This window comes from Pseudomonas sp. SDO52101_S400 (genome assembly GCF_054071635.1).
Genome location: NZ_JBSVWF010000018.1, coordinates 57803 through 84682 on the forward strand (window position 1 = coordinate 57803; position 26880 = coordinate 84682).

Sequence of the window (26880 nt, forward strand, 5' to 3'; positions counted from 1 at the left end):
TATGATTTTTGTGATTGATCAGAACGGCCGGTTTCTTTACGCCGCCGATACCCCGGTGGACGCGGCCAACTGGACGGCGGTCCAATTGCCTCAGCCTTGCTGGAATCCGCGATTCAAGGGAACACGAATCCCGGATACCGGCGAATGGAAAGGTCAATGGGAGCATGACGGCGAGCCTGTGCCGACCATCGCCGAGTTGTGCACAAGGATTGATAGCTACGCCGACCAGGCACGGCAGACTGTTGCAGGCGACCCGCTGCGGGCGCTCGAATACGAACGAGCGACGACCGAAGCGCAAGCTTTCAAGGATGCCGGCTATCCCGCAGACGCAGTGCCACGCTCCGTCGCTGCCTGGGCAATCATGGGTCGCACGCCTCAGGAAGCTGCCGAAAGCATGCTGACTGAAGCAGCCAGGTACGCAGAAGTACTCTATCTAGTCCGCGAACGTCGCCTGGAGGCGAAAGAGCTGATCAGAGACAGGATTGCGACTGGCGCAATCGATGAGGCCCGACAGGCTGCCGACGAGGCAGTCAAGTCTATCCAGGCAGCTGTGACGGGTATCGGGAAACCTGAACCGTCACTTCAATAAGCGCCCTGTACCCCGGGGAGTTTTTTCCCCACAAAACCTTCAACACCCGCCAAGCCCCTCCCTCCGAGGGGCTTTCCCGTTTATGGAGAAACGAAAAATGGCAACCCGCCAAACCTACACCGTGCTCGTTCCATTCCCCACCGGGGGTGGTCACTGGTCGAGCGTCGGCCAGGAACTCGATCTGCTCGATGTCGAGGCCAGTGCCCTGCACAGCGCCGGTCGACTGGAGCTGAAAACCCCTACCACCAAGGCCGTGAAGGCCGCTGCCAAGAAGGCTGACTGAATATGGCTGAGGTTCTGAACTTCGAGCACAACGGCATTACCGTCAATGCCACCGAATCCCCTGAGGCCATGGGTGGCCTGGGTGACAACGTCATCGGTCTGGTCGGCACCGCGCCGAAAGCCGATCCGCTGATTCCGCGTAACGCACCGTTTCGCATCAACAGCTTCACCACCCACGCGCTGCTCGATCCGACAGGTTCCGAAGAGGGCACCCTGTACCACGCGGTTTACCAGATCCTCAAAGTGGTCAAGGTGCCGGTCTACGTAGTGATCGTCGAAGCGGGCGCGACTCCGGCTGACACCGTCAACGCGGTGATCGGCGGTGTTGAGCCAGCCACCGGCCGCAAGCTTGGTCTGGCGGCACTGGGCAGCGTCCCGGAAGACCTGACCATCATCGGCGCGCCGGGCTTCACCGGCACCAAAGCGGTGGCCAGCGAGTTCGCCTCGTTCGGCAAGCGCATCAAGGCTCGTGTAGTGCTGGACGGCAAGGACGCTTCGGTTGCCGACCAAGTGCTGTACAGCAAGGATCTGGGCGGCGCCGACCTCGGTTTCGACCGTTGCCTGGTGGTGCACAACATGCCCGCCGTGTACTCGAAAGCGGCGAAGAAAAACGTCTTCCTCGCGCCATCCAGCCTGGCGATTGCCGCGCTGGCCAAGGTCAAGCAATGGGAAAGCCCGGGCAACCAGGTGACCTACGCCGAAGACGTGTCCCGCGTCGTGGAATACAACATCCTCGACACCTCCACCGAAGGCGATCTGCTCAACCGCTACGGCGTCAGCTACTACGCCCGCACCATCCTGGGCGGCTTCTCGCTGCTGGGCAACCGTTCGATCACCGGCAAGTTCATCAGCTACGTCGGTCTGGAAGACGCCATCAGCCGCAAGCTGGTGAAGGCCGGCCAGAAAGCCATGGCCAAGAACCTGACCAAGTCGTTCATGGATCAGGAAGTCAAACGCATCAACGATTGGCTGCAAACCCTGGTCGCCGACGAAACCATTCCTGGCGGCAGCGTTTACCTGCACCCGGAACTCAACAGCGTCGAGAAGTACAAGAACGGCACCTGGTACGTGGTGATCGACTACGGCCGCTACGCGCCGAACGAACACATGGTTTATCAACTCAACGCCCGCGATGAAATCATCGAGCAGTTCCTGGAGGACGTTCTCTAATGTTTACCAACCGCAATAGACAAGCCATCGCGGCGACCCTGCAAGGCCTGCCGCTGTCGGCGACCGTGGAAGAGTTCACCCCGCCGAAGATCGAATTCGACGTGGAAAACATGACCGGCGGCCGCTTCATCGTCGAGGAAATGGCCAAGAGTGCCAAGGCACTTGGCGCCAAGCTGATCCTGCAGGGCACCGGCCCGGAAATCATGCTTGCACTGGGTGTGAAGCTGGGCGAAGACATCCTGCTGAACGTGCGTGAAGCCGGTCAGGATCAGGACGGCAACACCTGGTTCACCTACCACACCGTGGGCGGCAAGCTGAAGATCCTCGATGAGGGCACGATCAAAATGGGCGAGAAACCCAAGACCACCCTGGAGCTCTCCTGCCGCACCTACACCCGCCTGGAAAACGGCATCCCGGTGATCGACATCGACGTGCGCACCCAGAAGTTCGTGCTCAACGGCGTCGACATCCTCGGCGATGCCCGTCGTGCGGTGCTGATGCCGTAAGCCTTTCGGCAGACCGTGCACAAACCCTGTGGGAGCGGGCTTGCCCGCGATGGCGGCGGATCAATCGACATCAATGTTGGATGTGCCGACCTCACCACGGGCAAGCCCGCTCCCACAAGGGACTGCAACACCCCCTCAAGAATCACCAAGGAATTCATACATGTCGTGGATGCCACCCAAGCATGACCTGCTATCGCCGATCACCGGTGACGACGGCTCGCAGATCGAATCAATCCAGCTCAAGCCCCTCTTCTACGCCGCCCAGAAAGAAGCGCTGGAACGCGCCGGCGATGACGAAGACGATCAGTTCTTCGAACTGGCGCTGCTGGCCACCGGGCTGTCGGTCAAGGAGCTCGACCAGCTCAAACGTCCGGACTACGTGAGCATCGCGCAGTACGTACACGAGATGTCGACCCGTCCGGCGTCGTACTTTCTCGACCAGGTCGAAGACGCGGAAAAGTCCGACGACCCCGATCAGGTGCAACTGCTGCAACCGCTCGCCGTGACCGGCCGCACCGTGACCTCGCTGAGCCTGGAAATGCCGGCGCTGCGGGCCACGAAAGTGATGAAGAAACTGAAAACGGCCAAGGAACGCGCCGAGTTCATCACCGCCCATTGCACCGGCCTGATGATTCCCGATCTGGCCCTGATGACCGTCCCGGACTGGACGCAATTGCAGGTGCGCATCGACGATTTTTTAAACCAGCCGGCGGCCTTCTTTCAGAGCGCGACATCGAAGTAATCCTCGATATCGTGCCGCTCATTTACCCGGTAAGTGAGGCGGAAATTCTGGAGTGGGACGCCGAAAAGGCGTTGCGCCGCTACGACATAGCGATCACTCGCCTTGGCGTGAAAAAGGAGTAGAGCGGCATGGCAGAGAGCAAGAATGCGCTCATGTACGCCAGTGAGAATTCAGCCGTAGCGCCCGGCAATATCAGCTTGAACCTGGCGTCGATCAATGGCTCTGGGCAAATTGCCGGAGACCGGATTTCCATCCTTGATCAGGCGCTCGTTAAAGCAAGTGCCAGCATCGATTCGCTGACCACTGCAATAGATGCATTGAGGTTGGCACTGTCCACCCACCGTTCAATTTCGGCGAATACCACTGCCAAAGATGACTACGGCGGTGAATCAGCGACGCCGAAGGAGTCAAGTGAACGGACTGAAGCGCCGGGGTTTCTTCAGCCGTCGATTGCCCTGAACCTGGCTGCGGCCGAGTTGGGCAGCACCGCACAACTGTCACAAAAAGAGACCAAGGAGATAGAGCTGGCAAGCCTGGTCATGGCCAGCAAGCCACTGGTGGCTGCGGGAGGAACTCGCGGGATCGAGTTGATCAAGGTCGCAACGCTTGCGGCCGATGCGGGAGTTGGCAATGGCCTGGCCGAGGCGTCGGACAAACCGTTTGAGTTGCTCAATTTCGCCAATGACGCTGCGATCATTGCGTCAGCGTTCAAAGTCCCCGCCAAGGATGTCGCTGAAATGATGGTGGTGTGGCGCACCTCGATGAAGCTCAGTCGCGATCAGGCGTTTGATCTCGCGGATGCGACCAATCAGCTCGGCAAAATACCGGGTGGGGCAAAACCGTCAGACATCGGTGCAGTCCTCAAGCAATCAGGTGAATCGGCGATCTCGGCAGGTCTGCAACCCGAGCAGGCCGCTGCGCTCTCGGCAGCATTACTTAACAGCGGGATGAAGAAAGACGATGCCGGCGAGGCGTTGAAGAGCCTTTCCGTTGCGCTGGGCAAAGGTGACAAAACATCGGGCGCCGAGCGTGTTGCCTGGAAACAACTGGGGCTTGATCCCGTCGCCGTGGCGGCGGCAATGCGCGACCCGGACAAGCAAAATGCACAGGGTGCGGTACTCTCGGTACTTGCCGCGCTGAACGCCAGACCGGTCGAGCAACGCGCCACGCTGGCGCGGACACTGTTTGCCGATAGCGATGATGCCGCACAGTTGCTGGCGCAGAACCTTGGTGGCGTCAACGAGGCCTTTTCGCAAGTAAAGGACAAGGGGCAATACGCGACTTCGAAGGCCGGTGAGCAGAGTTCGGTGCGCCAGTCTGCACTGGCACTCTCCAATACCCAGCAAGGTCAATGGAACGTTCAGCTTGCGCGTAACGAGCGTCTGGCCATCGCCAGCGCCAATGCGGTGTCGCCATCTCCTGAGGTGCTTGAGTTTGCTGGAAAAAACACTGACCGAATGAGCGATTTTGCCGAGACCCATCCGAACATAAGCGCTGCGGTTATCGTCGTGGGTTCAGCCCTGAAAAAGATATTCGATATTCTGCTGGACGCGGCTGTCGATGAGGCGAAAGACCGTGTAAGAAAACGGCTACCCGGCAAGGCGACCATTGACAAACCCGACCTGACGTCTACCCAGGATTCTGCAACAAGGCTGCCAACGGATACGCCCGTGACGGGAATTGCCAGTCTGGATCCCGCTGCTGTCAGGGTAATGAAAGTCGGCGAACAACCGTCATGGGGCGACGCGCCGGGCCTGTTGCGTTCGGCCGTTTCAATCGACCCTCGCTCACAAGTTGTTCCGGCCTCAGACAGGGACACAAGCGTTGGGCTGGCTGAAAGGCTTGTATTCATTGCGCCAGACACACTGTCTGCCCCCGGCCAGGTCAGCAAGGATCTGGCCAGCGCCCAGGCTGTAAACCAGCAAGTCACGTACGCGCCTTCGGTTCAGGTGTACTGCAGCGATCCGGGCAGTTCGGAAAACATTGGATTGCTGGTAACGCAGCAACTGCAGAGTCAGTTCGATAGCCAATTCACACCGCTGATGAACAGCAACCCACTGGCCACCCGCCGTGACGCAGCCCTGACCGATGGAGTCGCCACATGAAACAACAAATGGCACTGGGCAGTTTCATCTTCGGGCTGTCCCGGGAGTTTGCGTACAGCACGCTGTCGCGAAAGTCCGAGGGTGGCTGGACCGAGCTGCAGATCCTCAACAGCAAACCCAGATCCCACCAGACAGGACAGAAGCCTGAAACCCTGACCATCTCCGGCACCTCGATGTACGCCGTGGCGATGGACCGGCTCGATGAGCTGCGTGCGCTGCAAGCGTTGAGAGTACCGCTGCCGTTGATTGATGGCATTGGCCGCAACTGGGGTTTGTGGCGGATCACCAGCATCGACGAAAACCAGAGCGAGGTCATCGATGATGGCACCGCGATGGTGATCAAGTGGGTGATCGTATTGACGGAGTTCAACAATGCGTAAGGTACGAAGCGTGGCCGGCGATTCGGTGAATCTTTTGCTCTACCGCGAAACCGGTCGCAGCGATGACAGCGCTGAAGAAGCCCTGTGGACACTCAACCCGACCCTGGCCGAGCACGGTCCGATCCTGCCGGCGGGTGTCTGGGTGACACTGCCGGAACTCGATAGCAAACCGGCCGCGATCAAACCGGTTCTGGCCTGGGATTAAGGAGGCTGCATGGCACAGGGATTTACGCCGGCGATCGAAATCTACGGCGCCAACAAGGACCTGCTGAACCAGCGCCTGATCAGTTGGGAACACATCGATGCTGCCGGGATGGAGTCCGATCAACTGACGCTGGTGCTCGACATGGAAGGCCTTGAGGGCTTGCCGACCCTGGGCGGCGTCATCGGCCTGCGGGTGGGGTATCTGGAGACCGGGCTGGTCGAAAAGGGTCAGTTCAAGGTCACTCGACTGACACCGACGCTGTTCCCGCTGCGCCTGACGCTGGTCGCGACCGCCGCGCCTTTCAGCGGCAAGGACGAAACCGGATTCAAGGAACGGCGCACGGCCAGTCATGGCCCCACGACGCTTGGCGGGCTGTTTCGCAAACTGGTCGAGCCGCACGGTTTCTCGCCGCGCGTCGATCCCGAACTGGCGCTGATCAGGATCGCTCATGTCGACCAGTCGAACGAAACCGACATGGGTTTCATCACGCGACTGGCGAAGAAGTACGACGCGGTGGCCAAACCGTTCAACGACCTCTACGTACTGGCGAAACCGGCGCAGCTCAAAAACCTCTCGGGTCAGGTGATACCGAATGTGAGGCTGTCGGTGACCCACAACAATCGGCCGGGCGATCACGCCTTCATCAGCGCCACGCTGGAAGAAACCGCCCGCACCCAGAATCAGGGGTGCAAAGTCTGCTGTTGGGACGCCAATGCCGGCAAGCAGGTGGAGGTGAAAACCGGCTCGGCACCCTACAAGGTCGTTCGTCAGAAACAGGCCAGTGTGGAAGAAGCCAAAGCCATCGGTGAAGCCGAAGTGCGCAAGATGCTGCGCGAGAAATACAAGCTGAAGGTCACCTGCCCGGGCGATCCGCTGCTGGTTGCCGAGGGACTGCTGGTGCTCGATGACACCTGGCCGGACTTCATGCGCGGTCGCTGGTCGATTGAAAAGGTGACTGCCAGCGGCAAGCCCGAAGAAAGCTATCGCTGCCTGATCGAAGCAAACGGCCGGGATCCCGAGGCAAAAGCCAAGGACTGATCCCCCGATCTCACCGCCACCCCCCCTCACTGTGGCCACTCACAAAACCTGGAACGCTCCCCATGAAGATCTCCCCGATCCTCACGCAGCTGCGTGCGCAATGCCCAAGCCTTGCCGGCCATATCGCGACAGGTATCGACCTGGCGCTTCTGCAAGGCGACCCGAATTTGGCGACACCCTCGGCACATGTTTTACCGCTGGCCGATCTGGCCAGCGCCAACACCGCACAGAACTCCCTCAGCCAACCGATCCGCGACCGCTTCGAAATCATCCTGGCACTTGATGCCACGGACGCCACAAAAGCGCTGGATCTGTTGCACGAACTGCGCGCCGAACTGTGGCGTGCGCTGGTGGGTTTCAAGCCCGCTTCCGACTACAGCGCCATCGTTTATGACGGCGGCGAAACGGTCTCGATCAACAGCAGCCGCGCGTTCTACCGGCTGCGCTTTTTTGCCGAGTTCCAGCTGGGCCGCAATCTGCCAAGTCAGCCTGCGGAGAGTTGGCACGAACGCGAACTGGACGGTTTGTCGTCCTTTACCGGGGTCACCGTGCGGGTCGATGCGATCGACCCGGCCGACCCCAATCTGAAACATCCCGGCCCTGACGGGCGCGTGGAAATGACTTTCTCTGGAGACGTAACCCCATGAGCAACCGCATCACCGTAGTGCCGGCCGCCGGCCGTGCCGTGCCGGACCCGGAAGCCGGCGACCTGCTGCCACTGGAAGGCCGTGAAGTGCTGGACAGCGCCTGGTGGCGCCGGCGTCTGGCCGACGGCGATATCACCCTCAAAACCGCAACAGCTAAACAAAAGGGAGCCAAATAATGGCGATCGGATTCAGCAACATCCCTGCGGACATTCGTGTACCGCTGTTCTATGCCGAAATGGACAATTCGGCCGCCAATAGCGCGTCCTCGTCCATGCGTCGCCTGATCGTGGCGCAGGTCAACGACAACATCGCCCCAAGCGAAGTCGGCAAACTGGTGCTGGTCTCCAGCGTGGCACTGGCCAAGAGCATTGGTGGCCAGGGCTCGATGCTGGCGTCGATGTACGAGACCTTCCGCAAGGCCGACCCGATCGGTGAGATCTGGTGCCTGCCGCTGCACAACGCCACCGGCGCAATCGCCAAAGGCGTGCTGACCCTGACCGGCACCGCGACTCAGGCTGGTTTGCTCAACCTGTATGTCGGCGGCGTCCGTGTGCAGGCTACCGTGGTCAACGGTGCCACCGCTGCCCAGGCGGCCACCGCCCTGGCGCAGAAAATCAACGCCACCGCCGATCTGCCGGTGAGCGCTGCGGCTGCCGAAGGCGTGGTCACCCTGAACGCCAAATGGACCGGCGAGAGCGGCAACGACATCAGCCTGCAATTCAATCGCCTGGGCAAGAGCAACGGCGAGGAAACCCCGGCCGGCCTGACCACCGCCATCACTGCCATGACTGGCGGCGTGGGTGTACCGGATCAAGTGGCTGCCGTTGCAGCACTGGGCGATGAGCCGTTTGAGTTCATCACGCTGCCATGGTCCGACCTGGCCACCCTCAACACCTGGCAAGCAGTGATGGACGACAGCACCGGTCGCTGGTCGTGGGCCAAGCAACTGTTCGGTCACGTCTACAGCGCCAAGCGCGGCACCGTCGGCACTCTGGTGGCGGCCGGTCAGGCGCGCAACGACCAGCACATGACCATTCAGGCGCTGGAGCCGGGCGTTCCGCAACCGGTGTGGGTACAAGCTGCAGCATTGGCCGCGCGCACTTCGGTGTTCATCTCGGCTGACGCCAGCCGTCCGACCCAGAGCGGCAGCCTGCCCGGCGTTGATCCGGCGCCGGCCAGCGAGCGCTTCACCCTGACCGAGCGTCAGTCGCTGCTCAACTACGGCATCGCCACCGCGTACTACGAAGGCGGTTACGTGCGCATCCAGCGCTCGATCACCACCTACCAGAAAAACGCTTACGGCCAAGCCGACAACTCGTACCTGGACAGCGAAACCATGCACCAGTCGGCGTTCATCGTACGTCGTCTGCAAAGCGTGATCACCAGCAAATACGGTCGCCACAAACTGGCCTCCGACGGCACCCGTTTCGGCGCCGGCCAGCCGATCGTCACCCCGGCGACCATTCGCGGTGAGCTGATCGCTCAGTACGCCAAGCTCGAACTCGAAGGCCACGTGGAAAACGCCGAGCTGTTCGCCGAGCACCTGATCGTCGAACGCGACGTGCAGGACCCGAGCCGCGTAAACGTGCTGTTCCCGCCTGATTACATCAACGGTCTGCGCGTGTTCGCACTGCTCAACCAGTTCCGTCTGCAGTACGACGACGTCGCCTGATCGGCCCGTTTGACACTGTGATTTCAGCCCACCTCGCGTGGGCTTTTTATTTGAAGGGAGTAACACCATGGGTCAACTGATTGCAGGCACCTGCTACGTCAAGGTCGACGGTGCACAACTGACTATCAATGGCGGCTGCGAAGCCCCGCTGATGGCCGTCAAACGCGAAACCGTCGTACCGGGTTTCTACAAGGAAACCGACATTGCGCCGTCGTTCAAGGTGACCGCGCTGCACACTGCCGACTTCCCGCTGAAGAAGCTGATCGAAGGCACCGACATCACCGTCACCTGCGAATTCAGCAACGGCAAAGTCTATGTGCTGGCCGGTGCGTACCTGGTCGAAGAGCCAGTCTCCAAAGGCGATGACGCCACCATCGAACTGAAATTCGAAGGCATCAAGGGGACCTGGCAATGAGCGGCGCCGTGAAGCTTCAAGTTGCGATCGAAGCTCACGGCGAGCCCCTGACCGAACTCGTCCTGCGCCGTCCGACGGTGCAGGAGGTGCGAGCGATCAAGGCGCTGCCGTACAAGATCGACAAGAGCGAAGAGGTCAGCCTCGACATGGACGTGGCGGCCAAATACATCGCCGTGTGCGCCGGCATTCCGCCGTCGTCGGTCAACCAGTTGGATCTGGCTGACCTCAACGCGCTGAGCTGGGCCGTTGCGAGTTTTTTCATGAGTGCGGCGTCGGAGCCATCACCGACCTGATTTCGGTCGCCTATGACCTGGCCTGGTTCTGGAAGGTTGACCCTGAACAGATGATGGCCAGGCCACTGGATGTGCTCCGCGAATCGCTGGAGCACGCGCAACGGATCAATGCGATGCAGCAGGTGCAGTGATGGCAGAAGAAACCAAAGCTAAAGCGTCGGTGCTGCTTACCGGCATCGACGAACTGTCACCCAAACTCGGCGCCCTGCGAGTGAAGGTCGATGACTTCAAGAAAAACCTCGAACAGACCGGCCTCGGCAAACTGGACATCAGCGGTCTGTTCAAGGGTGGCAGCGTGATTACGCCGTTCGTGGACGGCATCAAATCCGCCGCGGCCTTTCAGGGCAAGCTGGCCGAGGTCAACGAATCGGCGAAAGCCGTCGACCTGCCCACCGCGCCGAAGGCTGCCGCACAAAACATGAACGTGTTGAGCGCGTCCATGGAAAAGGTCTCCGCTGCGGTGGACGCCGCACTGGTGCCGGCGGTGGGCGCATTGGTGGTCGGGCTTGAGCCGATGCTGACCCAGGTCGGCAGCCTGCTGGCCGATAACCCGAAACTGGTTGAAGGCCTGGCGGCAGGGGCGATTGCGTTTTCCGCCATGCAGACCGCCGTCACTGGTATGACTCAGGTGATGGACGTCATGAGCATGGTGCTCAAGACCAATCCGATCATGCTGATCGCCATGGGCATTGCCGTGGCGGCGGGTCTGATCGTTGCCAACTGGACACCGATTTCCGCGTTCTTCACCGGATTGTGGGAGGGCGTAAAAAACGCCGGGGCGAGTGCAATGGCGACGTTGCGTTCGGTGCTCGACTGGCGGCCGCTGGAGGCAATGGCGGCGCTGTGGGAACCGGTCACGGGTTTCTTCTCGGGGATCTGGGACAAGGTCAAGGCTGTGACCGCGCCAGTGATCGACTTCTTCAAGTCGGTTTTCTCGTGGTCGCCCGCGGGCATGATCCTGGAAAACTGGGGGCCATTGACCGGTCTGTTTTCGGCGATCTGGGAATTGCTCAAGGCCTTGAGTGTGCCGGTGATTTCGTTCCTCAAGGGGCTGTTCGACTGGACACCACTGGGCATGATCATCAACAACTGGGGCGCGATCACCGGTTTCTTCGCCTCGATCTGGGCAGCGTTGCAACCGGCGGCGCAAGCCATCAAGGACTTCTTCGGCACCCTGTTCGACTATTCCCCGCTGGGGATGATCATCAACAACTGGGGCGCCATCGTGACGTTCTTCGAACCGATCTGGGCCACGCTGCAAGCCTCGGCACAGCAGGTCAAAAGCTTCTTCCAGAGCCTGTTCGAATGGTCGCCGCTGGAGCAGATCGCGCAGTACTGGCAGCCGATCAGCGAAGTGTTTTCGGCGCTGTGGGGCGTGGTGCAGGCATTGGCCGCGCCGGTGCTGGAGTTCTTGCACAACATGTTCGAATGGACTCCGTTGGGGCAGATCATCAAGAACTGGGGACCGATCACCGAATGGTTCGGCGAGCTATGGCAAAAGCTGCAAACTGTCATCGCACCGATCAAGGAACTGTTCGATGGCGGCTTCGCCGGGCTGATCGCCAAGGTCACCGGCAAGGTCGAAACTCTGACCGAAGCGCAACGCCAGACCAATGCCGAAGGCAAGGGTGAACTGGCGCCGGCCTTCTTCGGAGCCAGCCCGAAATCCGAGGGTGGCAGTGCGTTGCAGGGCGGTTCCTTGCCGCAGTCCTCCGGCGCACTGATCCAGCAAAGCGCTGTCAACAACCGCACGCAACTCGAAGGCGGCCTGACGGTTCGCTTCGAAAATGCGCCGGCGGGGTTGCGCACCGATCAACCGCAAACCAATCAACCGGGGCTGGCGCTCAGTTCGCGCATCGGCTATCGCTCGCTGTCGGCAGGAGGTTCCAATGAACTGGCGTGACCGTTTGTTGCCGGCATCCTTTCGGGGTGTCGGCTTCTGGATCGACCAGGCGAAAACCCCGGTCGGTCGCAAGGGGCAGTTGCACGAATACCCGCAACGCGATCTGCCGTTTTTCGAGGATCTCGGCCAGCAGGCCAAGACCCACGATCTGACGGCGTTCATCATCGGTGCCGATTGCCTGGAGCAGCGCGACAAGCTGCTCCAGGCGCTGGAACAGGGCAGCGGCGAACTGGTGCATCCGTGGCTGGGACGCTTGCAGGTCAAGGTCGGCGAGTGCGACATGACTCATACCCGCCAGGACGGCGGGATGGTGACCTTCACCCTGAAGTTTTACCCCGACCGGCCGCTGCCGTTTCCGACGGCGACAGTCAGCACGCAAAAAGTCCTGCTGATCAAGGCCGACGGATTGCTCGGTTCGGCGGTGGCGCGCTTCGAACAGGCGATGATCCTGATCAAGGCGGCGCGGATCGGCATCACCAATCTGCGCAACAGCCTCACCGGCGTGTACGACGTGATCAAGGAGCAACTCAAACCGCTGATCGCGCAGTACAAGCAGATCACCGAACTGGTCAGGGCCGTCAAGGAGCTGCCCAAGGAAGTGGCGGCGGAGTTCAAGGGTTTGCTCGGCGATATCAAGGAGCTGAAGGAATTCGCGAAGGAGGGCTACCGTGGCGTGATTGCCGACGTGTCCCAACAGATCGAAGCCATCCGCAAGGCCGACGCTCCGAAAATTACCACCGGCAAGGACACCACCGCTGCGGCGCAGGCCCTGGCCAATCTGGTGCAGGACACACTGATCGTCAAAGTGGCGCAGTGGGTGGCCTCGATGCCGGTGGCGTCGAGGCCGGTGAAACTCAACTCGACTCCTTCGCTGGACCAGCAATCGAAACAGCCGGTCAGCCGTCAGGAAGTGCCGGTCACGGATGACCTGCAAACGCTGCAAAAAGCGTTGAACGAAGTGCTGCAAATGGCTCAGGACAAGGCCGATCCCGCGCACTACCAGGCCATCGCCGATGTGAAGGAAGCGCTGATCGCGCACCTCAAGTCAGTGGCTTCGTCCGGTGTGCGACTGGTCAGCAAAACCTTCCAGGAAACCTTTCCGGCGGTGGTCGTGGCATACAAGCAGTTTGGCGATGCCACCCGTGTGACCGAGGTCATTCAGCGCAATGGTCTGGCTCATCCGGGGTATGCCCCCAACGAAGTCAAAGTCTCCGGGGAGTGAGCCATGAACGAGACTGACAACCGCGTCACGCTGACCGTCGGCAACATGGAATACGGCGGCTGGAAAAGCGTGCAGATCACCGCGGACCTGGAGCGCCAGTTCCGCACCTTCAAGCTGGACATCACCTGGCAATGGCCGGGGCAGACCGTGGATCAGCGGATCAAGGCCGGCGACCCGTGCGAAGTGCGGATCGGCAAGGATCTGGTGCTCACCGGGTATGTGTTCAAGGCCCCGATCAGCTATGACGGGCGGCAGATCAGCCTGAGCATCGAAGGCAGTTCCAAGACCCAGGATCTGGTGGATTGTGCGGCACGAAACAACCCTGGCCAATGGCAGGATCAGTCGCTGTTGAATATCGTCCAGGCCCTGGCCATGGAGTACGCGTTGATGGTGGTCAACGAAATTCCCGAGACCGCACGTCTGAGCAAACACACGATCGTCCCGGGTGAAACGGTGTTTCAGTCGATCGATCGTCTGCTCTCGCTGTACCGGGTGTTTTCCACCGATGACGCCGAAGGCCGGCTGGTGCTCGCCAAACCCGGCAGCGCCGGTCGCGCCAGTGACGCGCTGGAGCTGGGCAAGAACATTCTTTCGGCCAATGCGCCGATGGATTTCAGCCAGGTGTTTTCCGAGTACCGGGTGATCGGTCAGCAGAAGGGCAACGACAAGAAGAGCGGGGCGGCGGCCAGCGAAGTGGAATCGACGGCGGCCGACCTGAGCTTCAAACGCCGGCGCACCACGATCATCAACGAAGGCTCGCAGCTGACCTTCGAACTGGCCCAGCAACGGGCGCAATGGGAGAGCGCGACGCGCATGGGCCGGGCACTGACCACCACGTATCAGGTACAGGGCTGGCGTCAGTCCAACGGCGACCTGTGGCGTCACAACACCCTGGTGCGGGTCAAGGATCCGGTGCTCGGGTTCGATGAAGACATGCTGATTTCCAAGGTGACGTACTCGCTGTCGGCGCAAGGCTCGATCACCACCCTGCAAGTGGCGCCGCCGCATACCTTCGACGCGAACCCGACTCCCCCGAAAAAGACCTGAGCCCAAGTTCTGCAAACACCACCGGACACTGTGGGAGCGGGCTTGCCCGCGAAAGCTGTGGTGGCTGCAACACATCTTTGCCTGAACGACCGCCATCGCGGGCAAGCCCGCTCCCACAGGGTTTGCCAGTGTCTGGCCGAGGTCTAGAGGAAACCCTATGAGCCTACTGACACGCCTGCTGGCGCGCGGCACTGTCGTGCTCGCCAGTTCGGCCTCCAAGCTGCAATCGCTGCAAATGCGCCTCACCGCCGGTGAAGTGAACGACGACATGGAGCACTTCGAGCCCTACGGCTTCACCAGCCATCCGCTGGCCGGTGCCGAAGGCGTCGTAACGTTTTTGGGCGGCGACCGTTCCCACGCCATCGCTTTGGTAGTCGCCGATCGCCGTTATCGCCTGCAATCGCTGGCTGCTGGTGAAGTCGCGATCTACACCGACGAAGGCGACAGGATCCACTTCAAGCGCGGGCGGATCATCGACATCGAAACCTCCACCCTCAACATCCGCGCCAGCACCGCCGTGAACTTCGAGACGCCGGTGATCAACCAGAGCGGCAAGATCGTTTCCAAAGGCGATCAGTTGGCTGGCGGCATCAGCCAGATCAAGCACGTGCATGGCGGCGTGCAGAGCGGCAGCGGACAGACCGGTGCGCCGGCAGGAGGTCAATGATGCTCTTCAGTCAAAACCTCCATGCCGCACTGACCCGTGCTGTGCTGATCAGCCTGTTCACCTGGCGCCGCGCGGCCGACGACGATGCCCTCGACGACGAGGAACGCTACGGCTGGTGGGGCGACACCTTTCCCACCGTAGCCGACGACCGCATCGGTTCGCGGTTGTGGCTGCTGCGCCGGGTCAAGCTGACCCGACAGACCCAGATGGACGCCGAGTTCTATGCCCGCGAAGCCTTGCAATGGCTGATCGACGACGGCCATTGCAGCGCCATCGACATCATCAGCGAACGCCTCGACGCCCAGCGCCTGAACCTGCGTACGGTCCTGACCCTGGCCGACGGCGAACGTCTGGACATCAACCCCGAAAACAGTTGGCAGGTGATCTATGCCGTTTGAAACCCCTTCGCTGCCGGTGCTGATCAAGCGCACCCAAAGCGACCTGGCCGGCGATTCGCTGCGCCAGTCCGATGCGCAAGTCCTGGCCCGCACACTCGGCGGCGCCGCGTATGGCCTGTATGGCTACCTCGACTGGATTGCCGAGCAGATCCTGCCCGACACCGCCGATGAGTCGACCCTGGAACGCATCGCCGCGCTGCGCCTGAACCAGCCGCGCAAACCGGCGCAAGTGGCCACCGGCAACGTCAGCTTCAACGCGACGGCGGGCGCGGTGCTGGACGTCGATACGTTGCTGCAGTCGAGCGACGGTCGTACCTTCAAAGTCACCGCCGCCCGCACCACCGTCAATGGCGTCAACAGCACCAGCATCGCCGCGCTGGATGCCGGCAGCCTGGGCAATGCCGAGGCCGGTCTGGCGCTGACGCCGGTGCAGCCGATCACCGGTGTGGTTGGCAACAGCTTCGTGGTGATGGCGCCGGGGCTCAACGGCGGGGTGGCGCGCGAAAGCCTGGAGTCGCTGCGCTCGCGGGTGATTCGTTCCTATCGCGTCATCCCCCACGGCGGCTCGGCCAGCGACTACGAGACCTGGGCGCTGGAAGTGCCAGGCGTGACACGTGCATGGTGCCGTGGTGGCTTCCTCGGGCCGGGCACCGTGGGCGTGTACATCATGCGTGACGACGATCCGCAACCGGTGCCGAATGCCGATCAACTGGCCGAAGTGCAGGCCCACATCGAACCGCTGCGCCCGGTGACCGCCGAAGTGCATGTGCTCCCACCGGTGCAGAAGCCGGTGACCTATCAGTTGAAGCTGACGCCCGATACCACCGCCGTGCGCGCCGCGGTCGAAACCCAGCTGCGCGATCTGCATAACCGCGAGGCCGACCTCGGCGCGGATCTGTTGATCAGCCATATCCGCGAAGCAATCAGCAGCGCAGCGGGTGAGACCGATCACGTGCTTTCGGCCCCGGTGGCGAACGTAGCCGCGGGTGACAGCGAGCTGCTGACCTTCGGAGGTTGCGTATGGGGGGCATAAGAACCGCCGCGCAATACCAGGCGCAATTGCGCGCCTTGCTGCCCAGCGGTCCGGCGTGGGATCCGGAGCGGGTGCCGGAGCTCGATGAAGTGCTGCAAGGCGTCGCCGTCGAACTGGCACGCCTCGACGCCCGCGCCGCCGATCTGCTCAACGAGATGGACCCTGCCGGTGTCAGCGAACTGGTGCCTGACTGGGAGCAGGTGATGAACCTGCCCGACCCGTGCCTGGGCGCCACACCGCTGTTCGACGACCGTCGCCTCGCTGTGCGCCGCCGCTTGCTGGCGGTCGGCAGCCAGGCCGTCGGCTACTACCTGGAAATCGCCAAGAGCCAGGGTTACCCCAACGCCACCATCACCGAACTCGAAGCCCCGCGCATGGGGCGTTCGCGCTTCGGCGCGGCGCACTGGGGGACCTGGGAAGCGCAGTTCATGTGGACGCTCAACACTGGCGGCCGACTGCTGCTCGGCCGGCGCTTCGGTGCGAGTTACTGGGGCGAACGCTTCGGCGTGAACCCGGGCTCGGCGCTCGAATGCATGATCCACCGGGCGGCACCGGCGCACACCAAGGTGCACATCAATTATGACTAGAAAGGAGTGATGGGATGGATTATCCCAAGAGTGTGCCCAGCGCCGGTCTGGTGAATGGGAAGTTTGTGGATGAAAACCCGATGACCGGGACGCCGGGATCGTTGATTCCGGCAGACTGGGGCAACGGTGTCACGCTGGAAATTCTCAACGTGATCAAGGCCGGGGATCTGAACCCGGACGAGAAGAAATACGACCAGCTGTTGCAGGCGATCCAGAGTGTTTCGGCCAAGGGCTGGAATCAGGATCTGGCATTGCCGCTGGCGGCATTGCCGCTTCCAACCGTCGCTACACCGGATGCGCGAATGTCGATCACACCGGCTGCCGCTTCGACCAGTGGCGGTCGGGTGTCGGTGCCGGCGGGTGTTTACGTCAGCATCGGTCAGGAAGTGGTGGCGGGGCAGTTGGGACGTTCGCGGACGTTCACCACTCAGGCCTGGAGCAGCGCCGATCTGTTGCCGAGTTCGGGTTACTTTCTGCGGGCGCAGGTGGTGAGTGGTGCACTGACGTTCTACATGCAGCGCGGGACGATTTACGACGTGACGCCCGACACTCTGAAGGGCACGGTCAATGGTGCTGCAGGCGGTGGTTTCCAGAGTTCGGTGCTGGACATGTGCCTGGCCTGGGTGGTGACTGGCGCGCCGGGCTCCGTTCCGGTAGTGCGTGCGATCTACAACCGGGCGCGTCTGACCTGGACGCAGACGGTCAATGGCACCGGTGCGGTGTTTTTGCCACTGGATCCGCATGCACGTGCTGCACGGTTGATCGTGGGTAACCCGACGCCTTCCTCGACCGCTGTCACCACTATGGCTTTCCCTGGCACGGGATGGTCCGGTGGCAACTACTGCTATCTGTCACCTACTGCGACGACCAGTGCCAACAACGCTACCGGCTGGAATCCGGCGACGTTGTATCCATGCGTGCTGTTTACCAACAACGTTCTCAATGACGTTACGGTGTCGACCCTGGCCGCCAGTTTCGACCATATGCAATTGCGCTCGCTCTGGCAGAGCTTCCAGGCTGAACACACGCTGGGGCAAACCATAGCCGATAGCGATGAGTTGTTGTTAAGCATGGGCATCAAAAACCATCCGCAAACCGACTACAGCGTCGGTATTCCGATCAACTTTTCTGATGCTGTGAACGTGCAGCTGTCGTGGGAGCTCATTCGATGATCGTCATTCAGGAACTCCATCAGATCGATGGAGAGTTGCTTCCTGCGCAGCCGTCCGCCACCCATGACTGGGACGGTGAACAATGGGTCGTCAACCCTGAGAAAGTCGCGCTGCTGGAACAACAGGAAACCGCACGCCTCTTTGCCCGGGTCGATGCTGCCGCCGACAGTGCGCGCAGCGTGTTGGCCGGTGATCCGCTCAAGGCTTTGGAGTACGCCCAGGCAGCCATTGACGCTCAGGCCTTTCAGGACGCCGGTTATCCGAAGAAGGAAGTGCCGCTGTCCGTGGCCGCGTGGGTCGCCAAAGGCAGGTCTGCGAAACAGGCGGCCGAGCAGATCCTCGACAAGGCTGCTCAGGTCAGCGACAGCCTGCTGACCCTGCGCACCTTGCGCCTGAAGGCCAAGACCCGGATCCGTGAGTACGCCAGCAAAAATCAGCTGCAACAGGCGCGTGCCGCCACGGACGAAGTGCTGCTGGCCATTCGTGGACTGACGGACAACGCCAACCCGTAATCGCATCCCGCCTCACCCAAGCCCACGTCACCGTGGGCTTTTTATTTTCAGGAACAGAAGCGTTTGCGCCGTTGCGAAAGCCTTCGCGCCGCGACGTTTCATTTGTCATGACAGAGGAACGAACATCCCATGGATTATCCAAAAAGCGTCCCCAGCGTCGGCCTGGTCGACGGCCGCTTCGTCGATGAAAACCCGGTGGCAGGCACGCCGGGTTCTTTGATTCCGGCGGTGTGGGGCAACAGCGTTACACAAGAAATTCTCAACGTGATCGGCGGTGCCGGAATGACGGCCAACGAGGTCGATACCGGCCAGTTGTTCAAAGCCATTCAATCGATCATCGGTGCCGCCAGCCCAATGCGTTCGGTGGTGACACGGCTTGCCGCTTCGAAGGCACTGATTGATCAGGAACTCGGTCTGGTACTGATCGATGGCAGCCCCGGTGCCACGACGATCACCTTGCCCGGCGCCACTGTCGGACTGGGTGTGCGCGACGTGATTGTTCGTCGTGTCGACAACAGCGGCAATCGAATGGTGGTGCAGGCATCCGGAACCGACCGGATCCGTTTTCATACGCATTTGTCTGCGAGCGGTTACCCGTTTCTGGTGCTGATGGGCGGCGGTGACTGGTGGCATTTGCGTAGCGACGGCGCTGGAAGCTGGTGGCCAGTCGGTCGCTTCGACAACACCCCCCTTGGACGGCCGTTTTTCGAGACGACCACGTTGCTCAGCCCCGGTGGTTACGGCGCGCTCAACGGCACGGTCATGAAGCGTACCGAGTGGCCGTGGCTGTGGGATCACGCCCAGCTCTCCGGAATGCTGGGCACTGAAGCGGCGCGTGCAGGCAACGAAGGTAAATGGACTTCGGGCGACGGCGCGGCGACCTTCCGTGGCCCGGAAGGGCGAGGCGAGTTTCTGCGAGTGCTGGACGAGGGCCGGGGCGTGGACGCGGCACGGGCCATGGGTTCCTTTCAGGGCGGTTCGATTCACTCCTACGCCCAAGGCGCAAATGGTAGCGGTGCGGTCGGAGCGTATTGGTCGGACAGTCTGACCGGCTTCGGTGCCGAAACCCGTGAAGAACCGCAATACGTATCCGGGCTACTCAATGGCGGCCCCATTTTCCCTGCCAATACGACTTACCAGCGTGATGCTGCCAATACCCTGCTGCTGGCCTTCAAGTCCCGCCCCCGCAACATCGCCTATCCCGGCCGTATCAAACTCATCTGAGGTACCTATGTTCAATTATCTGTTTGATGGCTCGGGCGCCTTGTCCGGGCCTGTCGAGTTTTTCGTGACACCAGGTATCGGTATTCAACTGCCCAGTAACGCAGTCCAGTTGTCGTTCGAATTGCCTGAACTGGAAAGCGGTCACGCCTGGGCGCTGATCAATGGAGTACCGCGAGAGGTGATTGACCGACGTGGTCTGGTCTATCGCAAGGACGGCGGCGCGCAACAGATCTGGAATGAGTTGGGCGAGTTGCCCGACACCCTGACGGCGCAACCCTGGCCCGGAGAGTTCCATGTGTGGCGCGACAACGCCTGGCAACTGGATGCGCAAGTCCGTCTGGCCAGTATCAGCCAACAGGCCAGGGAGACGCGTGACGCGCTGCTGCGTGACGCTGTCCTGCGCATTGCGCCTCTGCAATACGCCGAAGACATCGGCGATGCCAGCCACGAAGAGCAACTGCAGTTGCTCGAATGGAAGCTCTACAGCGTGGAACTGAACCGTATCGAAAAACAGACTGGTTTCCCCGTGGAAATCACCTGGCCCGTTGTGCCCGGCACAACGGTGAATATCTGATTTCCACACAGGGAGAAGTGCAATGGACTATCCAAACAGCGTCCCGAGCGCCGGCCTGGTCAATGGCCGGTTTGTTGATGAAGACCTGATCACAGGTAAACCGGGATCGTTGATTCCAGCCAGTTGGGGCAACGGTGTTACACAGGAAATTCTGAGTGTTGTGCGTGCCGGCGGTCTGACGCCGAGCGAGGCGTCAAATACGCAATTGCTGGGGGCACTTCGCAGCTCTCAACTGTTCCAGACGGCTGCGCCATTCGATGTCAGTCGTTCTGCGGCGACGTCCGAGTTTGTCCAGCGCGCACTTGGCAACTATGCCGGCGCGCGCGGTGTGTCTGCGGCCACACAACTGACGGCCGCGGATGTCGGATGTTCAATCGGCCTGGGCGGCAACTCGGCATACACCGTGACCTTGCCGGACATCCTCAACTTGCCCAACGGCGCGACGATCGGCTTTCACTGTCGCAGCAACGCAGCGATCACCATTGCCTGCATGGGCAATACGCAAATAAGTCCGCAAGGCGCCTATCTGAGCTCGATTGTGATGAACAGCGGCGAGAGTGCCAACGTTGTCAAAGAGAACGGTATCTGGACGGTTTACGGCACGGCCAGTCTGAAATATGCAGCGCTGTTTTCCGGCTGGTCTGGTAACCCTGGATACCAGAAACACGCCAGTGGAAACATCGATCAATGGGGATTCGGTACTACCGATGCCAATGGTGAAATGTGGGTCAGTTTCCCGATTTCCTTCCCGAATGCGTTTTTCTCGTGTGTCGCCACTCATGTTGGCGGTGACGGCGCCATGGTCATTGTTATCGGCGGCTCGGCCACCAAACAAGGCGTTCGCTTGAAAGTACGCAACGCGCTCAACCAGGTCGCGGCTGGCTGGACCGTATTTTATTTTGCCAAGGGCTATTAAATGAACGACTTCAACGTTTTATTCAGTGCACGTACCCGAGGGGTTTATGTGCCGGGAATCAATTCGTCGGACATTCCGGACGACGTCATCGAAATTCCCAAGGCCTACTGGATTTCATTGCTCCAGCAACTGGCGGTCACTGCGAAAGTCATCGGTGTGGATGCGCAAACCGGTTATCCGATACTGGTCGATCCGCCGCCTCCTTCGGCAGAACAGGCGGGCGAAACCGAACGCAATTGGCGAACCGCACAACTGGCAGCCACCGATGGCCTGGTGGCCCGCGACCGCGATGAGCTGGAGGACGGCGGGGGCACCACGCTGACCACCGAGCAATATGCCGAACTGCAAGCGTTTCGGCGTGCATTGCGGGACTGGCCACAGGCTTCGTTTTTCCCGTTCAGCGAGCATCGTCCAGTGGCGCCGCGCTGGTTGGCAACGGCACTTTGAGTCGGCTGTATTCCACAAGGATCCTGGCGCGGAAAACTCCGGAAAGAAATGGCTGGCAGGCCCTGGTCTCCAGTCATGATTCAATCGCAGCACATCCAGGGAGGATCAAGCATTATGCAAATTACTGAAGACAACTTACTCAACATCATGCCCAACGCCCGCCGACAAGCGGGCGTTTTTGTTTCACCGCTCAACGACGCCATGGCCCGCCATCGCATCGACACGCCCAAGCGCATCGCCGCATTTCTCGCCCAGGTCGGGCATGAGTCCGGCCAATTGCAGTACGTGCGTGAACTTGGCAACAACCAATACCTGAGCAAGTACGACACCGGTACGCTGGCCTTGCGTCTAGGCAACACGCCCGAGGCCGATGGTGACGGGCAGAAGTATCGCGGTCGCGGGCTGATCCAGATCACCGGCCGCACCAACTATCGCCAGTGCAGTCTTGGACTGTTCGGCGATGAGCGGCTGCTGTCCTTGCCCGAACTGCTGGAGCAACCGCAGTGGGCGGCCGAGTCTGCCGCCTGGTTCTGGGAGCAGAACGGTTTGAATGATCTGGCCGACCGTGACCAGTTCAACAGCATCACCCGGCGTATCAACGGCGGGTTGAACGGTTTGCAGGATCGGCTGGAGCTTTGGGGGCGGGCGAGGGCGGTGTTATGCCTGCCTTCAGTCTGAGTATCGGGCGGCTGATCGGCCTGATGTTGCTGGCAGCGGGGGCGGCGGCGCTGACCTGGCAATTCCAGGACTGGCGCTATGGCCGCCAACTGGCCGAGCAGGCGCGGCTGCACGCCGAAACCCTCAATCAAATGACCCAGGCGGCCGCCACCGCGCAACAGGCCGAGCAGGACAAGCGTCTGGCCCTGGAGCAACGGCTCGCGGCCAGCGAACAAACCCATTATCGAGCACTGAACGATGCCCAACGTGATCAGGATCGCCTGCGCGATCGTCTTGCCACTGCTGATCTGCGCCTGTCAGTCCTCATCGACGCAGGCGACGCTGCCCAAGGCTGTGGTGTGCCAGCCGCCTCCGGCACCGGCGGCGTGGATCATGCAACCGTACGCGCCCGACTTGACCCGGCGCATGCTCAACGAATTGTCGCCATCACCGGTGAAGGCGACCGCGGACTGATTGCCCTTCAGGCTTGTCAGGCCTATATCAGAGCGCTGGCGCCTGCACATTTTGAATGAGTCTGTGTATTGAAAGCGCAACCGGCTCGTGTACGGTGGTAGCCATTCCACCTGATCTGGAGAGCGCCGTGAAAGATCTCACCCAACTGGCGGCCGAACTTGGCCGACGCTTGCAGTTGCTCAATGCCCACGTCACCACGGCCGAGTCTTGCACCGGCGGCGGCATCGCCGAAGCGATCACCCGGATTCCGGGGAGTTCGGCATGGTTCGAGGCCGGTTATGTGACCTACTCCAACCGTCAGAAAACCCAGCAACTGAACGTCCCCACGGAACTGTTCGGCACGGTGGGCGCCGTCAGTCGCGAGGTGGTCGAGGCGATGGTGCGCGGTGCGCAGAAACACAGCCGTGCGCGTTTCGCCGTGGCGGTCAGCGGTATCGCCGGGCCGGATGGCGGTTCACCGAACAAACCGGTGGGCACGGTGTGGCTGGCCTGGGGTGTCGGCGACGCGGTTTCCAGCGAGGTGCAGCACTTCCCCGGCAACCGCGATGAAGTCCGCCGACAAACGGTGAAGGCCGCGCTAGAGGGGCTCCTGCGACTAGCGGCACGAGAAATCGAAAATCAGGGGTAGGCGATCCGCGAACGCTGTGGAATAATACTGGCTACTTATACAGGTGTTGGCCGTCAGGCCTTATTGATTACGTGAGGACTTTAATGGACGACAACAAGAAGAAAGCCTTGGCTGCGGCCCTGGGTCAGATCGAACGTCAATTCGGCAAGGGTGCCGTAATGCGTATGGGCGATCAGGATCGTCAGGCGATCCCGGCTATCTCCACCGGCTCTCTGGGTCTGGACATCGCGCTCGGCATCGGCGGTCTGCCAAAAGGCCGTATTGTTGAAATCTACGGTCCTGAATCTTCTGGTAAAACCACACTGACGCTGTCCGTGATCGCCCAGGCCCAGAAGGCCGGCGCGACCTGCGCATTCGTCGACGCCGAACACGCCCTCGACCCTGAGTACGCCGGCAAACTGGGCGTCAACGTCGATGACCTGCTGGTTTCCCAGCCGGACACCGGTGAGCAGGCCCTGGAAATCACCGACATGCTGGTGCGCTCCAACGCCGTTGACGTGATCATCGTCGACTCCGTGGCTGCACTGGTGCCGAAGGCTGAAATCGAAGGCGAAATGGGTGACATGCACGTGGGCCTGCAAGCCCGTCTGATGTCCCAGGCGCTGCGTAAAATCACCGGTAACATCAAGAACGCCAACTGCCTGGTGATCTTCATCAACCAGATCCGCATGAAGATCGGCGTGATGTTCGGCAGCCCGGAAACCACCACCGGTGGTAACGCGCTGAAGTTCTACGCTTCGGTTCGTCTCGACATCCGCCGTACCGGCGCGGTGAAGGAAGGCGACGAAGTGGTCGGTAGCGAAACCCGCGTCAAGGTTGTGAAGAACAAGGTGGCTTCGCCGTTCCGTCAGGCCGAGTTCCAGATTCTTTACGGCAAGGGTATCTACCTGAACGGCGAGATGATCGACCTTGGCGTGCTGCACGGTTTCGTCGAGAAGTCCGGCGCCTGGTATGCCTACGAAGGCACCAAGATCGGTCAGGGCAAGGCCAACTCGGCCAAGTTCCTGGCAGACAACCCGGAAGTCGCGGCCAAGCTCGAGAAGCAACTGCGTGACAAACTGCTGTCGCCAGCCGTGATCGCCGACTCCAAGGCTTCTGCGGTCAAAGAGACCGAAGATGACCTGGCTGACGCTGACATCTGATTGCACCGATGACAACCGCCGTACTCGATACCCTCGTCGCGGTGCGGCGAACCGCAATGGACCTGCTCGCTCGCCGCGAGCACGGTCGAGTCGAGCTGACGCGTAAGCTGCGTCAGCGCGGCGCCCCACCCGAGATGATCGAAACAGCCCTCGACCGCTTGACGGAAGAAGGGCTGCTTTCCGAAGCCCGTTATCTGGAAAGCTTTGTTTCTTACCGCGCCCGTTCAGGTTATGGCCCGTTACGGATTCGTGAGGAACTCAGCCAGCGCGGCTTGCAGCGTGCCGATATCGAACTTGCCTTGCGCGAGAGCGGTATCAGTTGGCAAGAACAGCTAACGGACACTTGGCAACGTAAGTTCTCCGGACAGCTTCCCGTCGACGCCAAGGAGCGAGCCAGGCAAGGTCGGTTTCTGGCGTACCGGGGGTTCTCGATGGAGATGATCAACCGCTTGTTCAGCGGCAGAGGGATGGACGATTAAATCGGCTCCAGCTTCAATCAAAAAATAAAAAAAACGGCCCGCTATTTCGATAGCGGGCCGTTTTTTTTGCCTTCAGATTACCTTCGACGGTTCGCGGCTGTGTTGTGTCGTTTGTGGCCTGGAATGGGCCCAGTTTTCCGGCAGGTTGATGAAGTCCACCAGTTCACGCAGGCGCCCGTGATCTCGGGCGTTGAAGGTGAAGGCCAGTCGCGTCAGATGGCTGAACCGGGCCTCGTCCTGTTCCTCGCCGCTGTAGGCGTGTTGATGAAACTGGTCACTCAGGCACAGATCGGCGAAGGCTTCCTGCATGTGATCGAGTGCCTGGTCGCTGAGTTTGTGGTTCATGCGAATCACGAATTGCCGCTTGAGCCAGCGGCTGGAGTGGAAGTTGCTGTAGAACTGGTTGATTTGCTCCACCGCCTCTTCAACGCTGTAGACCAGCCGCATCAGTTTCAGGTCGGTTGGCAGGATGTAGCGGTTTTCCTCCAGTTGATGACGGATGAAATCCAGCGCGCCTTGCCAGAACGTGCCACCTGACGCGTCCAGTAGTACCACCGGTACCAGGGGGCTTTTGCCGGTCTGGATCAGGGTCAGTACTTCCAGTGCTTCATCCAGCGTGCCGAAACCGCCGGGGCACAGCACCAGGGCATCGGCTTCCTTGACGAAGAACAGTTTGCGCGTGAAGAAAAAGTGGAAGGGTAACAAGTTCCCAGTACCGTTCACGGTAGGGTTGGCGTGCTGTTCGAAGGGCAGGGTGATGTTGAACCCGAGGCTGTGATCGCGACCGGCCCCTTCATGCGCCGCGGCCATGATTCCACCACCGGCACCGGTGATGACCATCATGTCTGATCTGGCCAGTGCTGCGCCCAGTTCACGAGCCATGGCGTACAGCGGATGCTCGACGGGCGTGCGCGCCGAGCCGAACACCGTGACCTTGCGCCGGCCCTTGAACTGTTCGAGCGTTCGAAACGCTTGCTCCAGCTCACGCAGGGCTTGCAAGGTGATCTTGGCATTCCAGCGGTTGTGATCTTCCTGGGCCATGCGCAGCACGGTCAGGATCATGTCGCGGTAGATGGGGATGTTCGGACTATTGGGAGAAACCAGGTTGAGTTGTTCTTCGACCTTGCCGGTGAGGTCGTGGCCGCTTTCCTGAAAATGACGGCTGAGCAGGTCATTCGGTTGGTAAGGCATGCAACTTCTCCTTCTGCACAGAGCCTTCGGCCCTGACGTGCGGCGTCAGTGCCGCGCTGCAAGAAAACAAACATCCGGCAGCTCCTTTCCTGCCGTCGAAAAGATGAACGGGAATACTTTGAATCTAGACCTTCAAAGCATTTTTCGCTCATTGAGCATTGCGCCGCAAAGTCTTTCCTGGCAACTGCTTATTGTCGCTTTGCGAAGTGTTTTCACCGCTCGTCTGATGCCACGTCGAGGGCTGAATGCTCTGATTTACTAAGTTAAAGGCGCCGTACGACAACTTTGCGTCAACGACCGTACGCAAGGTGCACGCACTTCAAGGATTTGCGGGTGGCAAGGAGGCGGGACACATGACCAGAGTCATTCTGGAGATCGATACGCAGCTGTATCGAATGCTGAAAGCATCGGCCGAGACCAATCATGTGAGTCTCGAAGAGGAGTGCTGCCGGCGCTTGTCGGGAGGGGATCGCCGTTCGCGTTATCTGCAGGCCTTGCTGGCCGAACTGCGCGCCGAGGATGAACAGCGGCGCGCCAATTCCAGATAGTTACTTTTCCGCAGC

Annotated in this window: 34 protein-coding genes; 33 read left to right on the top strand and 1 reads right to left on the bottom strand. The window is 60.7% G+C overall.

What is annotated here, in order from left to right:
- The first annotated feature begins 1 nt into the window (after position 1).
- From ACW9HX_RS11620 to recX, 32 genes are all read left to right on the top strand, one after another.
- Positions 2–589, top strand: a complete 588-nt coding sequence (locus tag ACW9HX_RS11620) for a phage tail protein (protein ID WP_457380718.1) — start codon at positions 2–4, stop codon at positions 587–589.
- Positions 590–686: 97 nt separating this feature from the next.
- A complete protein-coding gene (locus tag ACW9HX_RS11625) occupies positions 687–872 on the top strand; it encodes a hypothetical protein (protein ID WP_039771239.1) in 186 nt (61 codons plus the stop codon).
- Between the two features lie 2 nt (positions 873–874).
- Complete coding sequence (locus ACW9HX_RS11630) at positions 875–2041, top strand: phage tail protein (RefSeq protein WP_457380719.1); 1167 nt, start codon at positions 875–877, stop codon at positions 2039–2041.
- Positions 2041–2547, top strand: a complete 507-nt coding sequence (locus ACW9HX_RS11635) for a phage major tail tube protein (RefSeq protein ID WP_085712871.1) — start codon at positions 2041–2043, stop codon at positions 2545–2547. The genes ACW9HX_RS11630 and ACW9HX_RS11635 overlap by 1 nt, the downstream gene beginning before the upstream one ends.
- A gap of 160 nt (positions 2548–2707) precedes the next feature.
- Positions 2708–3289 carry a phage tail assembly protein gene (locus ACW9HX_RS11640; protein WP_457380720.1) on the top strand — a complete coding sequence of 194 codons (582 nt, stop codon included), beginning with the start codon at positions 2708–2710 and terminating at the stop codon, positions 3287–3289.
- 128 nt (positions 3290–3417) lie between these two features.
- Positions 3418–5394: a phage tail tape measure protein gene (locus tag ACW9HX_RS11645; protein ID WP_457380721.1), complete on the top strand. Its 1977-nt coding sequence runs from the start codon at positions 3418–3420 to the stop codon at positions 5392–5394.
- A complete protein-coding gene (locus ACW9HX_RS11650) occupies positions 5391–5774 on the top strand; it encodes a phage tail protein (protein WP_457380722.1) in 384 nt (127 codons plus the stop codon). Before ACW9HX_RS11645 ends, ACW9HX_RS11650 begins: the two co-directional genes overlap by 4 nt.
- On the top strand, positions 5767–5979 hold the full coding sequence (locus tag ACW9HX_RS11655; protein WP_007954888.1) for a tail protein X: 213 nt from the start codon (positions 5767–5769) through the stop codon (positions 5977–5979). The genes ACW9HX_RS11650 and ACW9HX_RS11655 overlap by 8 nt, the downstream gene beginning before the upstream one ends.
- Positions 5980–5988: 9 nt before the next feature.
- Positions 5989–7017, top strand: a complete 1029-nt coding sequence (locus tag ACW9HX_RS11660; protein ID WP_457380723.1) for a phage late control D family protein — start codon at positions 5989–5991, stop codon at positions 7015–7017.
- Between the two features lie 62 nt (positions 7018–7079).
- The gene (locus ACW9HX_RS11665) at positions 7080–7664 is read left to right on the top strand and encodes a phage tail terminator protein (RefSeq protein ID WP_457380724.1); all 585 of its coding nucleotides are present in this window, start codon (positions 7080–7082) and stop codon (positions 7662–7664) included.
- Entirely contained in the window at positions 7661–7840 is a 180-nt protein-coding gene (locus tag ACW9HX_RS11670) for a DUF2635 domain-containing protein (RefSeq protein WP_007954893.1), read from the top strand. Before ACW9HX_RS11665 ends, ACW9HX_RS11670 begins: the two co-directional genes overlap by 4 nt.
- On the top strand, positions 7840–9336 hold the full coding sequence (locus ACW9HX_RS11675; protein ID WP_457380725.1) for a phage tail sheath subtilisin-like domain-containing protein: 1497 nt from the start codon (positions 7840–7842) through the stop codon (positions 9334–9336). Before ACW9HX_RS11670 ends, ACW9HX_RS11675 begins: the two co-directional genes overlap by 1 nt.
- Before the next feature lie 67 nt (positions 9337–9403).
- A complete protein-coding gene (locus ACW9HX_RS11680) occupies positions 9404–9751 on the top strand; it encodes a phage tail tube protein (protein ID WP_007908779.1) in 348 nt (115 codons plus the stop codon).
- The gene (locus ACW9HX_RS11685) at positions 9748–10044 is read left to right on the top strand and encodes a phage tail assembly protein (RefSeq protein WP_003222226.1); all 297 of its coding nucleotides are present in this window, start codon (positions 9748–9750) and stop codon (positions 10042–10044) included. Before ACW9HX_RS11680 ends, ACW9HX_RS11685 begins: the two co-directional genes overlap by 4 nt.
- Before the next feature lie 130 nt (positions 10045–10174).
- Entirely contained in the window at positions 10175–11947 is a 1773-nt protein-coding gene (locus ACW9HX_RS11690; RefSeq protein WP_457380726.1) for a phage tail protein, read from the top strand.
- Positions 11934–13169 (top strand): DNA circularization protein, encoded by a 1236-nt coding sequence (locus tag ACW9HX_RS11695; protein ID WP_457380727.1) that lies wholly within the window; start codon positions 11934–11936, stop codon positions 13167–13169. The genes ACW9HX_RS11690 and ACW9HX_RS11695 overlap by 14 nt, the downstream gene beginning before the upstream one ends.
- A 3-nt stretch (positions 13170–13172) precedes the next feature.
- Positions 13173–14216 (top strand): phage baseplate assembly protein, encoded by a 1044-nt coding sequence (locus ACW9HX_RS11700; protein WP_457380728.1) that lies wholly within the window; start codon positions 13173–13175, stop codon positions 14214–14216.
- Between the two features lie 157 nt (positions 14217–14373).
- Positions 14374–14883: a phage baseplate assembly protein V gene (locus tag ACW9HX_RS11705; RefSeq protein WP_457380729.1), complete on the top strand. Its 510-nt coding sequence runs from the start codon at positions 14374–14376 to the stop codon at positions 14881–14883.
- The gene (locus tag ACW9HX_RS11710; protein ID WP_457380730.1) at positions 14883–15281 is read left to right on the top strand and encodes a phage GP46 family protein; all 399 of its coding nucleotides are present in this window, start codon (positions 14883–14885) and stop codon (positions 15279–15281) included. Before ACW9HX_RS11705 ends, ACW9HX_RS11710 begins: the two co-directional genes overlap by 1 nt.
- On the top strand, positions 15271–16314 hold the full coding sequence (locus ACW9HX_RS11715; RefSeq protein ID WP_457380731.1) for a baseplate J/gp47 family protein: 1044 nt from the start codon (positions 15271–15273) through the stop codon (positions 16312–16314). Before ACW9HX_RS11710 ends, ACW9HX_RS11715 begins: the two co-directional genes overlap by 11 nt.
- The gene (locus tag ACW9HX_RS11720) at positions 16302–16901 is read left to right on the top strand and encodes a YmfQ family protein (protein WP_096819582.1); all 600 of its coding nucleotides are present in this window, start codon (positions 16302–16304) and stop codon (positions 16899–16901) included. The genes ACW9HX_RS11715 and ACW9HX_RS11720 overlap by 13 nt, the downstream gene beginning before the upstream one ends.
- A 14-nt stretch (positions 16902–16915) precedes the next feature.
- Complete coding sequence (locus ACW9HX_RS11725) at positions 16916–18073, top strand: phage tail protein (RefSeq protein WP_457380732.1); 1158 nt, start codon at positions 16916–16918, stop codon at positions 18071–18073.
- Positions 18070–18585, top strand: coding sequence for a phage tail protein (locus tag ACW9HX_RS11730; RefSeq protein ID WP_457380733.1), 516 nt, complete (start codon positions 18070–18072; stop codon positions 18583–18585). The genes ACW9HX_RS11725 and ACW9HX_RS11730 overlap by 4 nt, the downstream gene beginning before the upstream one ends.
- A gap of 129 nt (positions 18586–18714) precedes the next feature.
- Entirely contained in the window at positions 18715–19809 is a 1095-nt protein-coding gene (locus ACW9HX_RS11735; protein WP_457380734.1) for a phage tail protein, read from the top strand.
- Positions 19810–19816: 7 nt separating this feature from the next.
- On the top strand, positions 19817–20383 hold the full coding sequence (locus ACW9HX_RS11740) for a tail fiber assembly protein (RefSeq protein WP_457380735.1): 567 nt from the start codon (positions 19817–19819) through the stop codon (positions 20381–20383).
- 22 nt (positions 20384–20405) lie between these two features.
- Complete coding sequence (locus ACW9HX_RS11745) at positions 20406–21299, top strand: gp53-like domain-containing protein (protein ID WP_457380736.1); 894 nt, start codon at positions 20406–20408, stop codon at positions 21297–21299.
- The gene (locus ACW9HX_RS11750; RefSeq protein WP_457380737.1) at positions 21300–21746 is read left to right on the top strand and encodes a hypothetical protein; all 447 of its coding nucleotides are present in this window, start codon (positions 21300–21302) and stop codon (positions 21744–21746) included.
- A gap of 114 nt (positions 21747–21860) precedes the next feature.
- The gene (locus ACW9HX_RS11755; RefSeq protein ID WP_457380738.1) at positions 21861–22424 is read left to right on the top strand and encodes a glycoside hydrolase family 19 protein; all 564 of its coding nucleotides are present in this window, start codon (positions 21861–21863) and stop codon (positions 22422–22424) included.
- Positions 22406–22936, top strand: coding sequence for a lysis system i-spanin subunit Rz (locus ACW9HX_RS11760; RefSeq protein WP_457380739.1), 531 nt, complete (start codon positions 22406–22408; stop codon positions 22934–22936). Before ACW9HX_RS11755 ends, ACW9HX_RS11760 begins: the two co-directional genes overlap by 19 nt.
- A gap of 68 nt (positions 22937–23004) precedes the next feature.
- Positions 23005–23505, top strand: coding sequence for a CinA family protein (locus ACW9HX_RS11765; protein WP_457380740.1), 501 nt, complete (start codon positions 23005–23007; stop codon positions 23503–23505).
- Between the two features lie 83 nt (positions 23506–23588).
- Positions 23589–24647: a recombinase RecA gene (gene recA, locus ACW9HX_RS11770; RefSeq protein WP_003222269.1), complete on the top strand. Its 1059-nt coding sequence runs from the start codon at positions 23589–23591 to the stop codon at positions 24645–24647.
- 8 nt (positions 24648–24655) lie between these two features.
- On the top strand, positions 24656–25126 hold the full coding sequence (recX, locus tag ACW9HX_RS11775; RefSeq protein ID WP_096819568.1) for a recombination regulator RecX: 471 nt from the start codon (positions 24656–24658) through the stop codon (positions 25124–25126).
- A 72-nt stretch (positions 25127–25198) separates the two neighbouring features.
- Here recX and ACW9HX_RS11780 read toward each other — a convergent pair whose 3' ends face one another.
- The gene (locus ACW9HX_RS11780) at positions 25199–26317 is read right to left on the bottom strand and encodes an LOG family protein (protein ID WP_457380741.1); all 1119 of its coding nucleotides are present in this window, start codon (positions 26315–26317) and stop codon (positions 25199–25201) included.
- A gap of 353 nt (positions 26318–26670) precedes the next feature.
- On the opposite strand from ACW9HX_RS11780, the gene ACW9HX_RS11785 reads away from it, so the two are divergent.
- Complete coding sequence (locus tag ACW9HX_RS11785; protein WP_096819566.1) at positions 26671–26865, top strand: hypothetical protein; 195 nt, start codon at positions 26671–26673, stop codon at positions 26863–26865.
- Positions 26866–26880 lie beyond the last annotated feature (15 nt).

Bases quoted from the DNA above. Each gene is read 5' to 3' on its own strand.
- ACW9HX_RS11710 (WP_457380730.1), top strand. From the start codon at position 14,883: ATGCTCTTCAGTCAAAACCTCCATGCCGCACTGACCCGTGCTGTGCTG.
- ACW9HX_RS11680 (WP_007908779.1), top strand. From the start codon at position 9,404: ATGGGTCAACTGATTGCAGGCACCTGCTACGTCAAGGTCGACGGTGCA.
- ACW9HX_RS11660 (WP_457380723.1), top strand. From the start codon at position 5,989: ATGGCACAGGGATTTACGCCGGCGATCGAAATCTACGGCGCCAACAAG.
- ACW9HX_RS11730 (WP_457380733.1), top strand. From the start codon at position 18,070: ATGATCGTCATTCAGGAACTCCATCAGATCGATGGAGAGTTGCTTCCT.
- ACW9HX_RS11695 (WP_457380727.1), top strand. From the start codon at position 11,934: ATGAACTGGCGTGACCGTTTGTTGCCGGCATCCTTTCGGGGTGTCGGC.
- ACW9HX_RS11740 (WP_457380735.1), top strand. From the start codon at position 19,817: ATGTTCAATTATCTGTTTGATGGCTCGGGCGCCTTGTCCGGGCCTGTC.
- recA (WP_003222269.1), top strand. From the start codon at position 23,589: ATGGACGACAACAAGAAGAAAGCCTTGGCTGCGGCCCTGGGTCAGATC.
- ACW9HX_RS11760 (WP_457380739.1), top strand. From the start codon at position 22,406: ATGCCTGCCTTCAGTCTGAGTATCGGGCGGCTGATCGGCCTGATGTTG.
- ACW9HX_RS11715 (WP_457380731.1), top strand. From the start codon at position 15,271: ATGCCGTTTGAAACCCCTTCGCTGCCGGTGCTGATCAAGCGCACCCAA.
- ACW9HX_RS11625 (WP_039771239.1), top strand. From the start codon at position 687: ATGGCAACCCGCCAAACCTACACCGTGCTCGTTCCATTCCCCACCGGG.
- ACW9HX_RS11705 (WP_457380729.1), top strand. From the start codon at position 14,374: ATGAGCCTACTGACACGCCTGCTGGCGCGCGGCACTGTCGTGCTCGCC.
- ACW9HX_RS11630 (WP_457380719.1), top strand. From the start codon at position 875: ATGGCTGAGGTTCTGAACTTCGAGCACAACGGCATTACCGTCAATGCC.
- ACW9HX_RS11690 (WP_457380726.1), top strand. From the start codon at position 10,175: ATGGCAGAAGAAACCAAAGCTAAAGCGTCGGTGCTGCTTACCGGCATC.
- ACW9HX_RS11655 (WP_007954888.1), top strand. From the start codon at position 5,767: ATGCGTAAGGTACGAAGCGTGGCCGGCGATTCGGTGAATCTTTTGCTC.
- ACW9HX_RS11685 (WP_003222226.1), top strand. From the start codon at position 9,748: ATGAGCGGCGCCGTGAAGCTTCAAGTTGCGATCGAAGCTCACGGCGAG.
- ACW9HX_RS11635 (WP_085712871.1), top strand. From the start codon at position 2,041: ATGTTTACCAACCGCAATAGACAAGCCATCGCGGCGACCCTGCAAGGC.
- ACW9HX_RS11755 (WP_457380738.1), top strand. From the start codon at position 21,861: ATGCAAATTACTGAAGACAACTTACTCAACATCATGCCCAACGCCCGC.
- ACW9HX_RS11735 (WP_457380734.1), top strand. From the start codon at position 18,715: ATGGATTATCCAAAAAGCGTCCCCAGCGTCGGCCTGGTCGACGGCCGC.
- ACW9HX_RS11725 (WP_457380732.1), top strand. From the start codon at position 16,916: ATGGATTATCCCAAGAGTGTGCCCAGCGCCGGTCTGGTGAATGGGAAG.
- ACW9HX_RS11645 (WP_457380721.1), top strand. From the start codon at position 3,418: ATGGCAGAGAGCAAGAATGCGCTCATGTACGCCAGTGAGAATTCAGCC.
- ACW9HX_RS11665 (WP_457380724.1), top strand. From the start codon at position 7,080: ATGAAGATCTCCCCGATCCTCACGCAGCTGCGTGCGCAATGCCCAAGC.
- ACW9HX_RS11750 (WP_457380737.1), top strand. From the start codon at position 21,300: ATGAACGACTTCAACGTTTTATTCAGTGCACGTACCCGAGGGGTTTAT.
- ACW9HX_RS11675 (WP_457380725.1), top strand. From the start codon at position 7,840: ATGGCGATCGGATTCAGCAACATCCCTGCGGACATTCGTGTACCGCTG.
- recX (WP_096819568.1), top strand. From the start codon at position 24,656: ATGACAACCGCCGTACTCGATACCCTCGTCGCGGTGCGGCGAACCGCA.
- ACW9HX_RS11650 (WP_457380722.1), top strand. From the start codon at position 5,391: ATGAAACAACAAATGGCACTGGGCAGTTTCATCTTCGGGCTGTCCCGG.
- ACW9HX_RS11785 (WP_096819566.1), top strand. From the start codon at position 26,671: ATGACCAGAGTCATTCTGGAGATCGATACGCAGCTGTATCGAATGCTG.
- ACW9HX_RS11720 (WP_096819582.1), top strand. From the start codon at position 16,302: ATGGGGGGCATAAGAACCGCCGCGCAATACCAGGCGCAATTGCGCGCC.
- ACW9HX_RS11640 (WP_457380720.1), top strand. From the start codon at position 2,708: ATGTCGTGGATGCCACCCAAGCATGACCTGCTATCGCCGATCACCGGT.
- ACW9HX_RS11670 (WP_007954893.1), top strand. From the start codon at position 7,661: ATGAGCAACCGCATCACCGTAGTGCCGGCCGCCGGCCGTGCCGTGCCG.
- ACW9HX_RS11700 (WP_457380728.1), top strand. From the start codon at position 13,173: ATGAACGAGACTGACAACCGCGTCACGCTGACCGTCGGCAACATGGAA.
- ACW9HX_RS11620 (WP_457380718.1), top strand. From the start codon at position 2: ATGATTTTTGTGATTGATCAGAACGGCCGGTTTCTTTACGCCGCCGAT.
- ACW9HX_RS11780 (WP_457380741.1), bottom strand. From the start codon at position 26,317: ATGCCTTACCAACCGAATGACCTGCTCAGCCGTCATTTTCAGGAAAGC.
- ACW9HX_RS11745 (WP_457380736.1), top strand. From the start codon at position 20,406: ATGGACTATCCAAACAGCGTCCCGAGCGCCGGCCTGGTCAATGGCCGG.